The sequence below is a fragment of the Polaribacter atrinae genome (assembly GCF_038023995.1).
GTDB lineage: Bacteria > Bacteroidota > Bacteroidia > Flavobacteriales > Flavobacteriaceae > Polaribacter > Polaribacter atrinae.
In genome coordinates this window covers 3,764,660-3,779,652 of sequence record NZ_CP150660.1, presented here as the reverse complement: position 1 = coordinate 3,779,652, position 14,993 = coordinate 3,764,660, and the positions used below count along the sequence as shown (strand labels likewise).

Here is a 14,993-nt window from a genome sequence, read left to right as displayed (position 1 = left end):
AACACAGTAATGTCAACATTTTTAGAATTAGGTTTAAAAGAACCGATTAACAGAGCATTGACGGATTTAGGTTACGAAAAACCTACCGTAATTCAGGAAAAAGCAATTCCACAAATTATTTCATCTACAGACGATTTAAAAGCATTTGCACAAACAGGTACAGGTAAAACTGCTGCTTTTAGTTTGCCAATTTTAGAGCTTTTAGATACAAATAGTAAAAACGTACAAGCAATTATTTTATCACCAACAAGAGAACTTGCAGTTCAAATTGGTAATAACATTAAAGACTTTTGTAAATATTTACCAGATGTTAAAGTAGCTACCGTTTATGGTGGATCTAGTATGGAAGATCAAATTAGATCTTTAAAAAGAGGAGCACAAATAGTTGTTGGAACTCCGGGTAGAACCGTAGATTTAATTAACAGAAGAGCTTTAAAATTAGGAAACGTTCAATGGTTAGTCTTAGACGAAGCTGATGAAATGTTAAACATGGGTTTTAAAGACGAATTAGATAAAGTTTTAGAAGCTACTCCAGAAACAAAACAAACATTATTGTTTTCTGCAACTTTTCCAAGAGAAGTAGAAGCAATAGCAAGAAACTACATGACCAAACCAGTAGAAATTACTTCTGGTGAAAAGAACTCTGGTTCAGACAATGTAAGTCATGAGTATTATGCTGTAACAGAAAGAACACGTTACCCTGCATTAAAAAGAATAGCAGATTTAAACCCTGATATTTATGCAATTATTTTTTGTAGAACTCGTAGAGAAACACAAGAGGTTGCAGACAACTTAATAAAAGATGGTTATAGTGCAGATGCTTTACACGGAGATTTATCTCAAGCGCAAAGAGATTCTGTAATGGGTAAATTCCGTAAGAAAACAATTCAAATATTAGTAGCTACAGATGTTGCTGCTCGTGGATTGGATGTTACAGAATTAACACACGTAATAAACCATAAATTACCAGACCAAATAGAAAACTACACACACAGAAGTGGTAGAACTGGTAGAGCTGGTAATAAAGGAATTTCTATTGTTTTAGTAAATGGAAAAGAAAAAGGAAAGTTACGCCAAATCGAAAGAATAATTAAGAAGAAATTCTTAGAAGGTAAAGTTCCATCTGGAAAAGAAATTGTTCAGAATCAATTAATGAATTTAATTGATAAAGTTCAAAATACGGAAGTAAACGAATCTGAAATGGAGGAATTTTTACCAAGTATTTATGAAAAACTAGAATCTTTAGACAGAGAAGAGTTAATCAAGAAATTTGTTTCTTTAGAATTTAATACCATGTTAGCATATTATGAAAACTCTAAAGACTTAAATGACCTTTCTTCTAGAGACAACTCTAGAGCTAGAACGGTTAATGAAAATATGACGCGTTTCTTTATCAACATTGGTAGAAAAGACAACTTAAACCCTGGTAAATTAATTGGTTTAATTAACGACCAAAATATTGGGGATAAAATAGAAATAGGTTCTATTGATATTTTAGATACTTTTTCTTTCTTTGAACTTGATAAAAATTTCGAAGACCAAACATTAGAAGCTTTTGCTAGCAATCAACCAGATTTTGATGGACGCTCTGTAAACATAGAGATTACTAAGAAAGAACGTTCTGGTGGTGGACGAAGAGGTGGTAAAAAACCTTTTGGTAAAAAAGATGGTGGTGGTTTTGGAAGACGTAGAGGTTCTGAAGGATCATCTAACAGTAGAGGTAAATCTGACAGACGTTCTTCTGAAAGACCAGACAGAGCAAACAGAAGCTCAGGTAGTGCTTCTGGAGAAAGAAGATCTTCTGGTGGTTTTGGAAGAAAACGTAGAGAAAGTTAAATAGTATTAAACTATATATAAACCTCATCATATATAAATGATGAGGTTTTTTTATGCCTATAAGTCTAAGCTTATTAAGAAACTAATCAACAATTAAATTAGACTGATAACATTGATATACAGCAAATAAAATTACAAATACTTACAAGAGCTCTTTAACAACTCCATACTATATTGAAAGCGTAAATAACACTCTCTTTAAAGAACTTATTCTATTTTCCGTTGATCACGTATTGAAATAAAAAGAACATCACTAAAAACGACTATAGAAACAATTAATCTCTACGCAAGAAAATACTGACTTCTAAAAAATTAAGACACCACGTTTCTCTCAAATTATATAAAACTGATAAATATCATAAAACGTTTTCTATAAAATTTATAATTTAGATGTTCTTATTAAGAATTTCTTGAGAATAACTTAGATAAAGCATTCTTTAAAATTCTTTTTTGATTAAGTGTAACACTCTCCATCATGATCCCTAAATCATTAGAGAGTGTTATACTTTTTTTTATAATTCTATTTTACAGTTTAAACTATTAATCAACACAACCTTATTTATTAAATCTGATAAAGGTTTTAACAATTGCTAGTAAATTAAATCTATTAGTTGAAATTAATAAACAAAAAAACCGAACTAAATAGCTCGGTTTTTTTGTAATATATCTAAAAGTAAAATTTTACATCATTGAAGCTGCAATCTTTTTATAAGTACCATTTTCTAACAATTCTCTAATTGCAGAAAAAGCGGTAATTGTTTCATCAATATCTTCTTGTGTATGTGTAGTTGTAGGTATTAATCTTAAAATAATTAATCCTTTTGGTATTACAGGATATACAACAATAGAACAGAAAATTCCGTGATTTTCACGTAAATCATTTACCATTGCCATTGCTTCTGGTATATCTCCTTTTAAAAACACCGGTGTAATACAAGTTTGAGTCGTTCCTAAATCGAAACCAGCAGCTCTTAAACCAGATTGTAAGGCATTTGTATTTTTCCACAAAGTTTCTTTCAATTCCGGCATTGTACGTAACATATCTAAACGTTTTAATGCTCCTTTAACCATTGCCATTGGTAATGATTTTGCAAACATTTGAGAACGCATATTGTATTGTAAATATTGAATCACTTCTTTACTTCCTGCAAAAAAAGCACCAATACCAGCCATTGATTTAGCAAACGTTGCAAAATACACATCTATTTCATCTTGTACACCTTGCTCTACACCTGTTCCTTTACCGTCTTTACCTAAAGTACCAAAACCGTGTGCATCGTCTACTAGTAATCTAAAATTATATTCTTTTTTAAAAGCAACAATTTCTTTTAAACGCCCTTGTTCTCCTCGCATTCCAAAAACACCTTCAGAAATCACTAAGATTCCTCCGCCTGTTTTCTCTGCCATTTTTTGAGCACGCTTAATGTTTTTCTCAAAACTATCCATGTCATTATGCTTATAAACAAAACGTTTACCAGCATGTAAACGAACTCCGTCTATAATACAAGCATGTGTATCCATGTCATAAACAATAACATCATGTTTGGTAACCAAAGCATCAATTGCAGATACCATTCCTTGGTAACCAAAATTCACTAAATAAGCAGCATCTTTTTCAACAAACTCCGCACATTCTTGCTCTAATTGCTCATGAAATTCTGTATGACCAGACATCATTCTAGCCCCCATTGGGTAAGCCATACCATATTCTGCAGCTGCAGCACCATCTACTTTTATAACTTCTGGGTGATTAGCCAATCCTAAATAATCGTTGATACTCCAAGTAACAACTTTCTTTCCATTAAAAGACATTCTATTAGAAATTGGTCCTTCTAACTTAGGGAAAACATAATAGCCTTCTGCTTGTTTTGCCCATTTACCCAAAGGGCCTTTATCTGCTTCTATTCTTTCAAATAAATCTTTCGCCATGTGCTCTATTTTATTATTGTTATTCGAAACGCAAAGAAACTGCTTTTTTTGCAGTAAATCAAATTGCGTTCTTTTCTATTCTTTTTTACAAAAAATTGTTTTCTTTCATCCAATCATCGCTATAAATTTTATTCATATAACGAGAACCGTGATCTGCAAAAACTAAAACTACAAAACTATCTTCTGTAAACATATCTTTAGCGGCATATTGTTTAGTAGCCTGCATTACCGCTCCACTTGTATACCCCGGAAAAATACCTTCTTTCCTTACAATATTTCTAGCCTCTAGTGCAGCCTCTTTATCAGTTACTTTTTCATAAATATCTATAACATCAAAATCGGTAGCAGTTGGAATTAAGTTTTTACCCAATCCTTCAATTTTATAAGGACTTACCTCATTTAAATCTAACTCTTTAGTTTCATGATATTTTTTTAGTACAGAACCTATAGCATCAACACCTAAAACTTTAATGTTTGGGTTTTGCTCTTTCAAGTATTTTCCAGTACCAGAAATAGTACCTCCTGTACCACTAGCAACTACTAAATGCGTAATTTTACCTTCAGTTTGTTCCCAAATCTCCGGACCTGTACTTTTGTAATGTGCTTCTATATTTAGCTCATTAAAATACTGATTTATATACACCGAATTTTTTGTTTTTCTATGGATTGCTTTAGCAACTTCATAATAAGATCTTGGGTCTTCTGGCGCTACATTTGCAGGACAAACGTGTACCTCTGCTCCCATCGATTTTAGTAAATCTATTTTATCTTTAGAAGATTTATCACTTACCGCTAATATACATTTATACCCTTTTACAATACTTATCATTGCCAAACTAAAACCGGTATTACCAGAAGTCGTTTCTACAATAGTAGCTCCCTTTTTAAGGATGCCTTTTTTTTCTGCGTTTTGTACAATGTGTAAAGCAATTCTATCTTTTGCTGAATGACCTGGATTAAAAGCTTCGAACTTAGCGTAATAAGCACCAGGTAGATTTTTAGTAATTTTATGAAGTTTAATTAGTGGGGTTTCACCTACTAAATCTAATATTGAATTGGTAATTCCTTTGTTTCTAGTCATTCTCTCACTATTCTCAAAGTAAATGTCATTACGAGACAACGTTACGGATTTATCTTTTATTTCTAAAATTTGCTTCGTTACGCTCGCAATGACACTTATTTAATCTTTGATTCTTGCAGCAAAAGTACGGTTAATCCTTAAATACTGAAACTGTTTTTAATACTTAATTTATTTAGCCTCTAATTTATCTTCTAAAGCTAAAAAGAAAGTGTACATTTTGGCGGTTTCTTTTAAAGCATCAAAACGCCCAGAAGCACCACCATGACCTGCTTCCATATTTGTGTCTAATAATAGTAAATTACTATCCGTTTTTAATTCGCGTAATTTTGCAACCCATTTTGCAGGCTCCCAATATTGTACTTGAGAATCATGAAAACCAGTGGTTACAAAAATATGTGGATATTCTTTTGCTTCGACTTGATCATAAGGTGAGTAAGATTTTATATAATCATAATACTCTTTATCATTAGGATTTCCCCACTCGTCATATTCTCCTGTAGTAAGTGGTATACTATCATCTAACATGGTAGAAATTACATCTACAAAAGGTACAGAAGCAATAATTCCGTTATATAATTCTGGGTTCATATTTACAATAGCTCCCATTAACAAACCTCCCGCAGAGCCACCCATAGCGTATAAATGTTCTGGAGATGTATAATTATTATCAATTAAATACTGAGAACAATCTATAAAATCATTAAAGGTATTTTTCTTATTCAACATTTTACCATCTTCATACCATTCTCTTCCTAAATATTCGCTACCGCGGATGTGTGCCAACGCATACACAAAACCTCTATCTAACAAACTTAAACGAGTAGTAGAAAAACTATCTGGAATGGTGTATCCGTAAGAACCATACGCATACTGCAATACCGGTGTGTTATTATTTAGCTCTGTATCTTTATGATAAACCAAAGAAATAGCTACCTTTTTACCATCTCTAGCACTTGCCCAAACACGTCTGCTTATGTAATTTTCTTTGTTAAATTTACCTCCTAAAACTTCTTGTTCTTTTTTGATGTCTTTTGATTGATCTCTCATATTAAAATCGATCACAGAACTAGGTGTTGTAAAAGAATTGTAAGAGTAACGAATTACGTCTGTATCAAAATCTGGATTTGCATACACACCTACAGAATAGGTCTCTTCGTTAAATGGCAAATAGTAATCTTCGGTTTTATCCCAACGCTTAATACGTATTTTATTTAAACCATTGGTACGCTCTTCTAAAACTAAATAGTCTTTAAAAATAGAAAAATCTTCTAATAAAGTATCGTCTCTATGCGGAATTACGTCTACCCAATTGTCTTTAGAAGTATTTGTAATTGGTGTTTTCATCAATTTAAAATTGATAGCATTATCTTTATTAGTTAATAAATAAAAATAATCTCCAAAATGAGAAACACTATATTCTAAATCCCTTTCTCTTGGCTGCAACATCGTAAATGCACCCGTTGGGTTGTCTGCATCTAAATACTGTGCTTCTGTAGAAATTGTATTGTAAGAACCAATTATAATATATTTATCAGATTTAGATTTGGTTACATAGGTACCAAATGTATCGTCGTTTTCATGAAAAACTTCTACATCTTCAGAGGTTGGTGTACCTAAAACATGTCTAAAAACCTTTTCACTTCTTAATGTTTCTGGGTTCTTTTTGGTGTAGAAAATAGTTTTATTATCGTTTGCCCAAACAGAGCCTCCTGTTGTATTTTCTATAATGTCTTTATAAATTTCGCCAGTTTCTAAGTTTTTAATTCTTAAAAAATACTGTCTTCTACTTACCGTATCTGTTGCAAAAACAGCTAATTTATTATCCGAAGAAATATTTAAACCTCCTAATTGATAATAATCGAAATCTTTTGCCATTTCGTTTACATTAAAAAGCACCTCTTCTTCTGCTTCTAAATTTTCTTTCTTACGGCTATAAATTGGGTATTGGTTCCCTGTTTCATAACGAGTAATGTAGAAGTAACCATTATCTTTATAAGGTACAGAAGAATCATCTTCTTTAATTCTACCTTTCATCTCTTCGAATAATTCTTCTTGAAATGGTTTTGTATAAGCGGTGACTTCTTTATAATACGTATTCTCTTCCTCTAAATAGTTTACTACTTTTTGAGTTTGAGCATCTTTGTCTATGGCATTTTTTTGCTCGTCAGACAAACGCATCCAAAAATAATTATCTATTCTAACATCTCCGTGTTTTTCTAACTTTGAAGGCTGTTTTTCTGCTACTGGAGCTTTTGCATCTGTACTTTTCATGGTCTCATTTTTACAAGCGGTTGCAAATGTAAGGCTTAATACAATGAAAGGAATAACTATTTTTCTCATTTTTGGTTGATTTAAATTCTTATAAAAATACTAAATTTGTAACAAACTTAAATTTTAATACAAAAATATGTTAGGAGACTTATCAGGAATGATGAATAAGCTTAAAGAAGCTCAACAAAAAGTAGAAGAAACAAAAACTAGATTGAATACTGTTTTAGTTGATGAAGTAGCTGCAGATGGAAAACTAAAAATCACTTTAACAGCAAACAGAGAAATCAAATCTATTTCTATTGATGACTCTTTACTTGCCGACGCAGAAGAATTAGAAGATTATTTAATTCTTGCTTTAAACAAAGCAATAGAAAAAGCCACTAAAATTAATGAAGCAGAAATGGCGGTTGCTGCTAAAAGCGGAATGCCCAACATACCAGGAATGGACATGTTTAAATAATATACATGTTTTTAAGTACAAATGATTACTTACTACCTTGTTTAAACAAATCTCTTTTTGGAGTAGATTGTTTAGGTTGCGGAATTCAAAGAGCTTTTATTTTGCTTATAAAAGGAGACTTTATAGCTGCTTTTAAAATGTATCCTGCAATTTATACGTTACTTTTATTTGGTCTTTTTTTATTGATTACCTATAAACTTAGATTTAAAAACAAACAGAAAATAATGATATCATTTACTACCATAAACGTGCTTGTTATTGTAATTAGTTATTGTATTAAAATGAAACCTTTATTTACACTTTAAAAATTGAACATGGAAAAACAAAATTTACCCAATGCGAGCACTTCTTTAGTACTTGGTATTTTATCTTTAGTAACTTGTATTTGTTACGGAGTTATAGGACTGCCTTTAGGTATTATCGCTTTAGTTTTAGCTAACAAGGCCATTAAAGAATACAACTTAAACCCAGAAGAGTACAATAGTGTTGGTAATGCTACAGCTGGTAAAATAACAGGGATAATTGGTATCGTATTAAATGTTACTTATTTATTAGTAATTGGATGGATCTTATATATGATTGGTACAGATGCATTACAAGACCCAGCTCTATTAGAACAAAGAATCAATAATATATTTGGGCAATAAACCCAACATAAATTATACCTACTAATACTGTAATTCTTAGAAAGAATTACAGTATTTTTTTTTACTATTCAGTTATATTTAACGTTCTATAAACACAATACAGCGTGTCTAAGTTGTATTTTTGCAGTTGATATTTAATCAAGTAAAAAAATGACAAACACCGAAAAAAAGAAGAAATCTTTAGTCTCAAAAACACTTAAATGGGGTTCTATAACTGCATTTGTGTTAATAATAGCAGTAATTTCAATTCCTTTTTTGTTTAAAGATAAAATTGTAGTTATGGTAACCAATACCATTAACAACAATGTAAATGCAACGGTAACTTTTAAAGATGCAGACCTTAGTTTGTTAAAAAATTTTCCGTTAATTAGTTTAACCGTAAACGATGTGGTGGTAGCTAATAAAGCTCCATTTGTAGGTGATACTTTATTTAACACAAAAGAATTAAGCTTATCTTTAAAACTAACAGAACTTTTTAAAAACGCTACAGAAACACTTTCTATAAAAAGTATTGTTACAAAAGAAGGCGATATCAATATTATATTTGATAAAGACGGAAATGGCAATTTTGATATTGCAAAAGCATCTGAAGAAACTGCTACAACAAGTAACAATAGTTCTTTTTCTTTAAATATTGAAGATTATGAATTGGCAGACATCAATTTTAATTACTTAGATAGAAGTACCAACACCAAAATGAGTTTAGATAGTATTTACCATTCTGGTGAAGGAAATTTTGCAGAAGATATTTTTAATTTAGATACCCAAACAACCGGTTATTTATCTTTAGATTTAGACCAAACAAACTACTTAAGCAAAGTAAAAATCTCGTTAGACGCCGTACTTGGTATCGATTTAAAAAACAGTAAATACACGTTTAAAGAAAACACAGGTTATATAAATCAATTGCCTTTAGAGTTTGATGGTTTTGTTCAGTTGGCTGAAGAAAACCAACTATATGACCTTCAGTTTAAAACACCTACTTCATCATTTAAGAACGCTTTGGCTTTGCTTCCAAAACAATATGCTGGTAATTTAGAATCTATTAAAACAGAAGGTAATTTTGAAGTAAAAGGAGTGGTAAAAGGAACATTATCAGACAATACAATTCCTGCTTTTGATATCGAAATTATCTCTAAAAATGCCTTGTTTAAATATGCTGATTTGCCAAAATCTGTTACTAATATAAACATCGATACTAAGATTGTAAATAAAACAGGTCTCGTTAAAGATACCTATGTAAGTATTGATCAATTCAACTTTAAAATTGATGAAGATACCTTTTCTGCAAATGGTAATTTAAAAAATATTACAACCAATCCGTATATTAATTTAACAGCAAAAGGAACCATCAATTTAGCTAATATTGGTAAAGTATATCCGGCTCCTTTAGAAAAAGCCTTAGCAGGTGTTTTAAAGGCAGATATTACAACAAACTTCGATATGAATTCTGTTGAAAAAGGCAATTATCAGAATATTAAAAATGCTGGAGAAGTTACGGTTACAGATTTTAAATATGAAGGAACAGATGTTGCGAATCCTTTTTTTATCAGTAAAACCAAAGTAACCTTTAACACCAACACTATTAAACTGAATGAGTTTGATGCAAAAACAGGAACTTCAGATCTATCTATAAAAGGAAACCTAGACAATTTTTATGGTTTTATATTTAAAAATGATGTGCTAAAAGGAAACTTTACTTTAAACTCTAACAATCTTAAAGTAGCCGATTTTATTGCTGCAGATACTACTACAAAACCAACTACAGAAACAAAAGAAACGACTTCTTCTCCTTTAAAAATACCTGCTTTTTTAGATGTTAAATTTACAGCAACTGCTAAAAAAGTAGCCTATGACAATATAAATTTAACCAATGTTTCTGGTGATCTTTATATACATGATGAAACGGTAGATTTAAAAAACCTAAAAACAGATGTGTTTGGAGGTAATATTGCTTTTGAAGGTAATGTTTCTACTAAAGAAACAACTCCTACATTTAAAATGGATTTAAATCTATCTAAATTAAATATTGGTGAATCTTTTGGAGCGTTAGATATGTTAAAGTCTATTGCTCCAATAGCAAAAGCCATAGATGGTAAAATGAATTCTACGATTACTGTTTCGGGAGATTTAAATGAAGATATGACTCCGAATTTAAACACTATTACTGGAGATTTGTTAGGGCAGTTATTAAACACAAAATTAAATACAAACAACTCTAAAGTGTTGTCTGCATTAAGTAGTAATGTTAGTTTTTTAGATGCTGATAAACTAAATTTAGATAAAATAACAGGGAACTTTTCTTTTAAAGATGGTAAAGTTACTGTAAAACCAATTCCTTTAAAATACAACGATATCAACATAGAAGTTGGTGGTACACATGGTTTTGATCAATCTATGGATTACAACCTTGTTTTTGATATTCCTGTTAAATATTTAGGAACCGATGTAACAAACTTAATCGCTAAATTAACAGCTAAAGACGCAGCTAGTATTAAAAGTATTCCTGTAAACGGAACATTAACAGGTAGCTTTAATAGTCCTAAATTTACTTCTAATATTAAAGATGCTACTGCTAACTTGGTAAAAGATTTAGTTGAAAAACAAAAGAATCAATTAATAGATCAAGGAAAAGATAAATTGAAAGACCTAATTGGTATTGACACTAAAAAAGATTCTACCAATACTGAAACTGCAAAAGATAAGGTAACCGATAAAGTGAAAGATGTATTAGGAGGTCTTTTTGGAAATAAAAAGAAAGACGAATAAATAACAGAATAATATATCAAAAACATTATTATGTTATAAATAAGAGATGAATGTATTCTAAAAGACACTCTAAAAATAGTTATTCTGCATTGCTTTTAGTTGATTGATTCTCTTAGGATAGATTTTTAAACACAAATAAAATTTACATTCTCATCAATTAAAGAAAGACAATAGTAATTAAGTCTTGAAGTAATTCAACCTACTAATTATTATGCTATTTAATTTAGCTAAATAATGAATTGGATTGTCTAGTTTAGATGTGACGAATTTTTACGGTCATAAATTATATATTTGAATTATGGCAAAAAGATACGATAACGAATTAAAGGTTACAATAGTAGAACTATTGCAATCAGGAATCAAGGCAAAACAAATTAGCGAGGACTATGTTGTTGCTCCCAGCCTTATAAGTCGTTGGAAAAAGGATTATGAGGCTAAATCTGGAGACTTTTCCAAGAAAAGGGAACTTACTAAAGAAGAGCAAGAACTTAAAGCGCTGCGTAAAGAATTACGTGATGTGAAAATGGAACGTGATATTTTAAAAAAGGCAGTAAGCATCTTTTCCAAGAGCGACCAATAAAATATCAATTCATATTATCAAATGAAACAGATTTTGTGGTTGAGAAGATGTGTAAATATATGCGGGTCAGTAAAAATGCATATTACAATTGGCGTAAGAACAGGGGGTTAGTAAGAGCTAAAAACTCCGTAATACTCCTAAAAGAAAGGATTAAGGCAATTTTTGAAGACAGTAAAGAGATTTATGGAAGCTGCAGAATACAAAAAATGTTAGAACGAGAAGACCTGAATTATTGCCGTTCTTATATCGCAATATTGATGAAAGAAATGGGACTAAAAAGTGTTTTAAGAAGAAAGTTTGTAAACACAACAGATTCCAAGCATAGCTTTCCATTGGCTAAAAATGAACTGGATAGAGAATTTTCAAGTTCAATAATAGGAGAAAAATGGGTGTCAGATATTACTTATATTAGGGTAAATAACAGCTGGAATTACCTAACAACTATTATAGATTTAGCTGACAGAAAAGTAGTAGGATGGGCGTTAAGTGAAGACATGACGGTTCAAAATACAGTACTAAAAGCCTGGGTTCATGCTAGAAGAACAAGAGATATTTCAAATAACTTCATATTTCATTCTGACAGAGGGGTTCAATATTCAGCTAATACAATGACTAATATCTTTTCTTTCAATAGCAATATAACACAATCCATGAGCAGGAAAGGGAACTGTTGGGATAATGCAGTAGCGGAAAGCTTTTTCAAGACTATTAAACACGAATGGCTGTATCGCTTTAAATTTAAATCTTACTTGCAATTATTTGACAAAGTAAGCCAATACATTACTTGGTATAACACAAAGAGAATTCATTCAAGCCTGGATTATTTAACACCATTAGAAATGGAACTAAAACTAAAACGAATTATCAACAATGCGGCCTAAAAAATTAGTCCCATTTTTATTAGGTAGTCCAAGAGGAATACGACACTATCCTAAAAAGTGTGTAAGTTCAAAATTTCAGGGTTAGGTTATTTATAACTTAATCCTGTTTTCAAATATAGCTAAAAATTGATTTAGTATCACTCCCCAATTTCTGATTGGCATGGTCCATTTTTTAGTGCTTTCTCTCAAAGCTAAAAACACGGATTTCATAACTGCTTCATCGGTTGGAAACGAGAGTTTGTTTTTTGTGTATTTCCGTATCTTTCCATTTAGGTTTTCTATAAGATTTGTGGTGTAGATTATGGTTCTTATTTCAATAGGAAAATCAAAGAATACTGTAAGCTCATCCCAATTATTTTCCCAACTTTTAATGGCGTAAGAATATTTAGAATCCCATTTAGTTTTGAAGTCATTTAAAGCAGCTTTGGCAGCTTCTTTTGTAGGAGCAGTATAGATTTGCTTCATGTCACGAGTAAATTCCTTTTTGTCCTTCCAGACCACGTAACGACACGAATTTCTTATTTGATGCACAACACAAATTTGAGTCGTTGATTTCGGAAAAATAGTTTTAATAGTATCCGTAAATCCATTTAAATTATCGGTAGCTGTGATAAGTATATCTTGAGTTCCTCGAGCTTTAATATCGGTTAAAACACTCATCCAAAAGGCTGAAGATTCATTTTTACCTAACCATAATCCTAGGACTTCCTTTTTGCCATCTGTTCTCAGGCCTACTGCAATATAAATAGTCTTGTTTATGACTTTAGAGTTTTCCCTAACTTTAAATACGATGCCATCCATCCAAACAATTAGGTAAGTGGCCTCCAAAGGCCTGTTCCGCCAAGCAATAACATCTTCTGTAATCTTATCTGTAATCCTTGAAATAGTGGATGTAGAAATATTAAAATCGTACAGCTCACGTATTTGTTCTTCAATATCACTGTTACTCATGCCTTTGGCATAAAGCGATATAATAATATTTTCGATGCCTTCTGTTGTACTTTCTCTTTTCTTTACAATTAAAGGATTAAAAGAACTATCACGGTCTCGAGGAACTTGAATCTCTGTTTCTCCTAAAACGGATTTTAATTTCTTTTTAGTGTAACCATTTCGAAGGTTGGCTGCTTTACTTTTTTTGTGCTTATCGTAGTCTAAATGGGCATCTAGTTCCCCTTCTAGTAACTTCTCAATACCACGTTTGTGCAACTGTTCTAAAAAGGATGTTAGCTCTGGTGCATTCTTGAATTGTTTTAAAAAGTCTTCGTTTAATAAATCTTCTGGTTTCATAAGTGTGTAAAAGTTAAAATTAATGAATAAAAAAATCTCAGATTAATATTTAACCTGAGATTTTAAAACTTACACAGTTTATGAGATACTGCCAGGAATACCCAATAACAAAAACACCAGAATGATACTTAAGTACAACTTCTTATCGAAAGCTTGTTCTTGATTTAATATTTCTAAATTTTTCTTTTCTACCTTGTGCTTATTTTTTAATTCTACTTCTTCAATTGTATTTGATAATTGAGATTTGAAAATAGAATCTGAATAAATCTTATATTTTTGTTGTTGTAGAAATGCTTCTTTATAATCTTTTAATGAATAACTAATCTTTGAAATTGAATTATAAGATTTTGATAATCGTAACTTAAAATTCTCTTCTTCAGCAACTAGAATAGCAGAATCTAAATATTTTTTTGCTTTTTTGTAATCTTTTAATTGCCTATATGCAGCAGCAATGTTATGGTAGTTTACCGTTATAAGTAGTTTATTATTTTCCTTTTTGGCATACTTTAAAACTAAACTTCTAATACTAATTACTTTATTATACCTACCTTGTTTGTAATAGGTATTAGAAATATTATTGTAAACATTATAAATCCTATTATCTTTATTTATTTTCTTAAATACGTCAAGCGCTTTATTATAAAAATAAATTGACGAATCTAATTTTTTTAATCTAGTGTAATAATTCCCTAAATGTAAATACCCTTTTCCTATTAGTATTTCACTCCCTCCTTCACTTAATTTCAATCCTTTTTTATAGAAATCATACTCTACGTCGATCTGATTTTTATAACGATATACATACCCAATATCAAAATAAACAGAAGCTAAACGCTCAATATCATTCTTATCTTTAAATATTTCTTTTGCTTTGTTAAAATACCTGAGACTTGTACTTAAATTCCCTTCATTTTTCTCTACAAAACCTAATTTAAATAAAACCCTACCTTCCATTAAACTATTCGTACCTTCAGTTAAGGTCAAAGCTTCTCGATAAAAATATTCTGATTTATTAACATTTTTAGAATAAAAAAACTCTCCACAATCATATAAAAATTGTGCCTTTTTTTCATCCGTTTTAATGGATTTTACAATGTTTTTTTTGGAGATAAAAATAGAATCTAAATTCTGAGAGTTGACTTTTAAAATAAAAAGAAGTAAAAAAGGTAGTATAATTTTGTAATACATTTTTTTGTCATTGTATTTTTACCCAATACAAAATAGCTGATAAGAAACCATTTTACAGAAGTTA

General features: G+C 30.6%; 11 protein-coding genes. 6 read left to right on the top strand and 5 right to left on the bottom strand.

The genetic code is table 11. From position 1 onward, the window contains the following. Positions 1-9: 9 nt before the first annotated feature. A complete protein-coding gene (locus WG945_RS16510; protein ID WP_068451783.1) occupies positions 10-1,836 on the top strand; it encodes a DEAD/DEAH box helicase in 1,827 nt (608 codons plus the stop codon). A gap of 681 nt (positions 1,837-2,517) precedes the next feature. On the opposite strand, the gene WG945_RS16505 is transcribed toward WG945_RS16510, so the two are convergent. From WG945_RS16505 to WG945_RS16495, 3 genes are all read right to left on the bottom strand, one after another. Beyond that, on the bottom strand, positions 2,518-3,765 hold the full coding sequence (locus tag WG945_RS16505) for an aminotransferase class I/II-fold pyridoxal phosphate-dependent enzyme (RefSeq protein WP_068451781.1): 1,248 nt from the start codon (positions 3,763-3,765) through the stop codon (positions 2,518-2,520). 85 nt (positions 3,766-3,850) lie between these two features. Beyond that, positions 3,851-4,846: a PLP-dependent cysteine synthase family protein gene (locus tag WG945_RS16500; RefSeq protein ID WP_068451779.1), complete on the bottom strand. Its 996-nt coding sequence runs from the start codon at positions 4,844-4,846 to the stop codon at positions 3,851-3,853. Between the two features lie 168 nt (positions 4,847-5,014). Then, positions 5,015-7,117, bottom strand: a complete 2,103-nt coding sequence (locus WG945_RS16495) for a S9 family peptidase (RefSeq protein WP_068451862.1) — start codon at positions 7,115-7,117, stop codon at positions 5,015-5,017. Between the two features lie 136 nt (positions 7,118-7,253). Between WG945_RS16495 and WG945_RS16490 the strand changes: the two genes are divergently transcribed. From WG945_RS16490 to WG945_RS16470, 5 genes are all read left to right on the top strand, one after another. Beyond that, positions 7,254-7,577, top strand: coding sequence for a YbaB/EbfC family nucleoid-associated protein (locus WG945_RS16490; protein ID WP_068451776.1), 324 nt, complete (start codon positions 7,254-7,256; stop codon positions 7,575-7,577). A 5-nt stretch (positions 7,578-7,582) separates the two neighbouring features. Beyond that, positions 7,583-7,882, top strand: a complete 300-nt coding sequence (locus WG945_RS16485; RefSeq protein WP_068451772.1) for a DUF2752 domain-containing protein — start codon at positions 7,583-7,585, stop codon at positions 7,880-7,882. Between the two features lie 9 nt (positions 7,883-7,891). Next, a complete protein-coding gene (locus tag WG945_RS16480) occupies positions 7,892-8,224 on the top strand; it encodes a CCC motif membrane protein (protein WP_068451769.1) in 333 nt (110 codons plus the stop codon). A gap of 150 nt (positions 8,225-8,374) precedes the next feature. Further along, the gene (locus WG945_RS16475; protein ID WP_068451766.1) at positions 8,375-10,993 is read left to right on the top strand and encodes an AsmA-like C-terminal region-containing protein; all 2,619 of its coding nucleotides are present in this window, start codon (positions 8,375-8,377) and stop codon (positions 10,991-10,993) included. A gap of 298 nt (positions 10,994-11,291) precedes the next feature. Further along, a protein-coding gene (locus tag WG945_RS16470; protein WP_340866697.1) for an IS3 family transposase occupies positions 11,292-12,454 on the top strand; the annotation gives its coding sequence in 2 pieces (ribosomal slippage) (positions 11,292-11,532 and positions 11,532-12,454; 1,164 coding nt in all). A 90-nt stretch (positions 12,455-12,544) separates the two neighbouring features. Here the strand turns inward: WG945_RS16470 and WG945_RS16465 are convergent. Next, positions 12,545-13,741, bottom strand: coding sequence for an IS256 family transposase (locus WG945_RS16465; protein ID WP_038527458.1), 1,197 nt, complete (start codon positions 13,739-13,741; stop codon positions 12,545-12,547). A 78-nt stretch (positions 13,742-13,819) separates the two neighbouring features. Next, positions 13,820-14,929, bottom strand: a complete 1,110-nt coding sequence (locus WG945_RS16460) for a tetratricopeptide repeat protein (RefSeq protein ID WP_068449995.1) — start codon at positions 14,927-14,929, stop codon at positions 13,820-13,822. Positions 14,930-14,993 lie beyond the last annotated feature (64 nt).

Excerpts from the sequence above, each read along its gene's own strand:
- WG945_RS16510 (WP_068451783.1), top strand. The coding sequence starts at position 10 with ATGTCAACATTTTTAGAATTAGGTTTAAAAGAACCGATTAACAGAGCA.
- WG945_RS16505 (WP_068451781.1), bottom strand. The coding sequence starts at position 3,765 with ATGGCGAAAGATTTATTTGAAAGAATAGAAGCAGATAAAGGCCCTTTG.
- WG945_RS16500 (WP_068451779.1), bottom strand. The coding sequence starts at position 4,846 with ATGACTAGAAACAAAGGAATTACCAATTCAATATTAGATTTAGTAGGT.
- WG945_RS16495 (WP_068451862.1), bottom strand. The coding sequence starts at position 7,117 with ATGAAAAGTACAGATGCAAAAGCTCCAGTAGCAGAAAAACAGCCTTCA.
- WG945_RS16490 (WP_068451776.1), top strand. The coding sequence starts at position 7,254 with ATGTTAGGAGACTTATCAGGAATGATGAATAAGCTTAAAGAAGCTCAA.
- WG945_RS16485 (WP_068451772.1), top strand. The coding sequence starts at position 7,583 with ATGTTTTTAAGTACAAATGATTACTTACTACCTTGTTTAAACAAATCT.
- WG945_RS16480 (WP_068451769.1), top strand. The coding sequence starts at position 7,892 with ATGGAAAAACAAAATTTACCCAATGCGAGCACTTCTTTAGTACTTGGT.
- WG945_RS16475 (WP_068451766.1), top strand. The coding sequence starts at position 8,375 with ATGACAAACACCGAAAAAAAGAAGAAATCTTTAGTCTCAAAAACACTT.
- WG945_RS16465 (WP_038527458.1), bottom strand. The coding sequence starts at position 13,741 with ATGAAACCAGAAGATTTATTAAACGAAGACTTTTTAAAACAATTCAAG.
- WG945_RS16460 (WP_068449995.1), bottom strand. The coding sequence starts at position 14,929 with ATGTATTACAAAATTATACTACCTTTTTTACTTCTTTTTATTTTAAAA.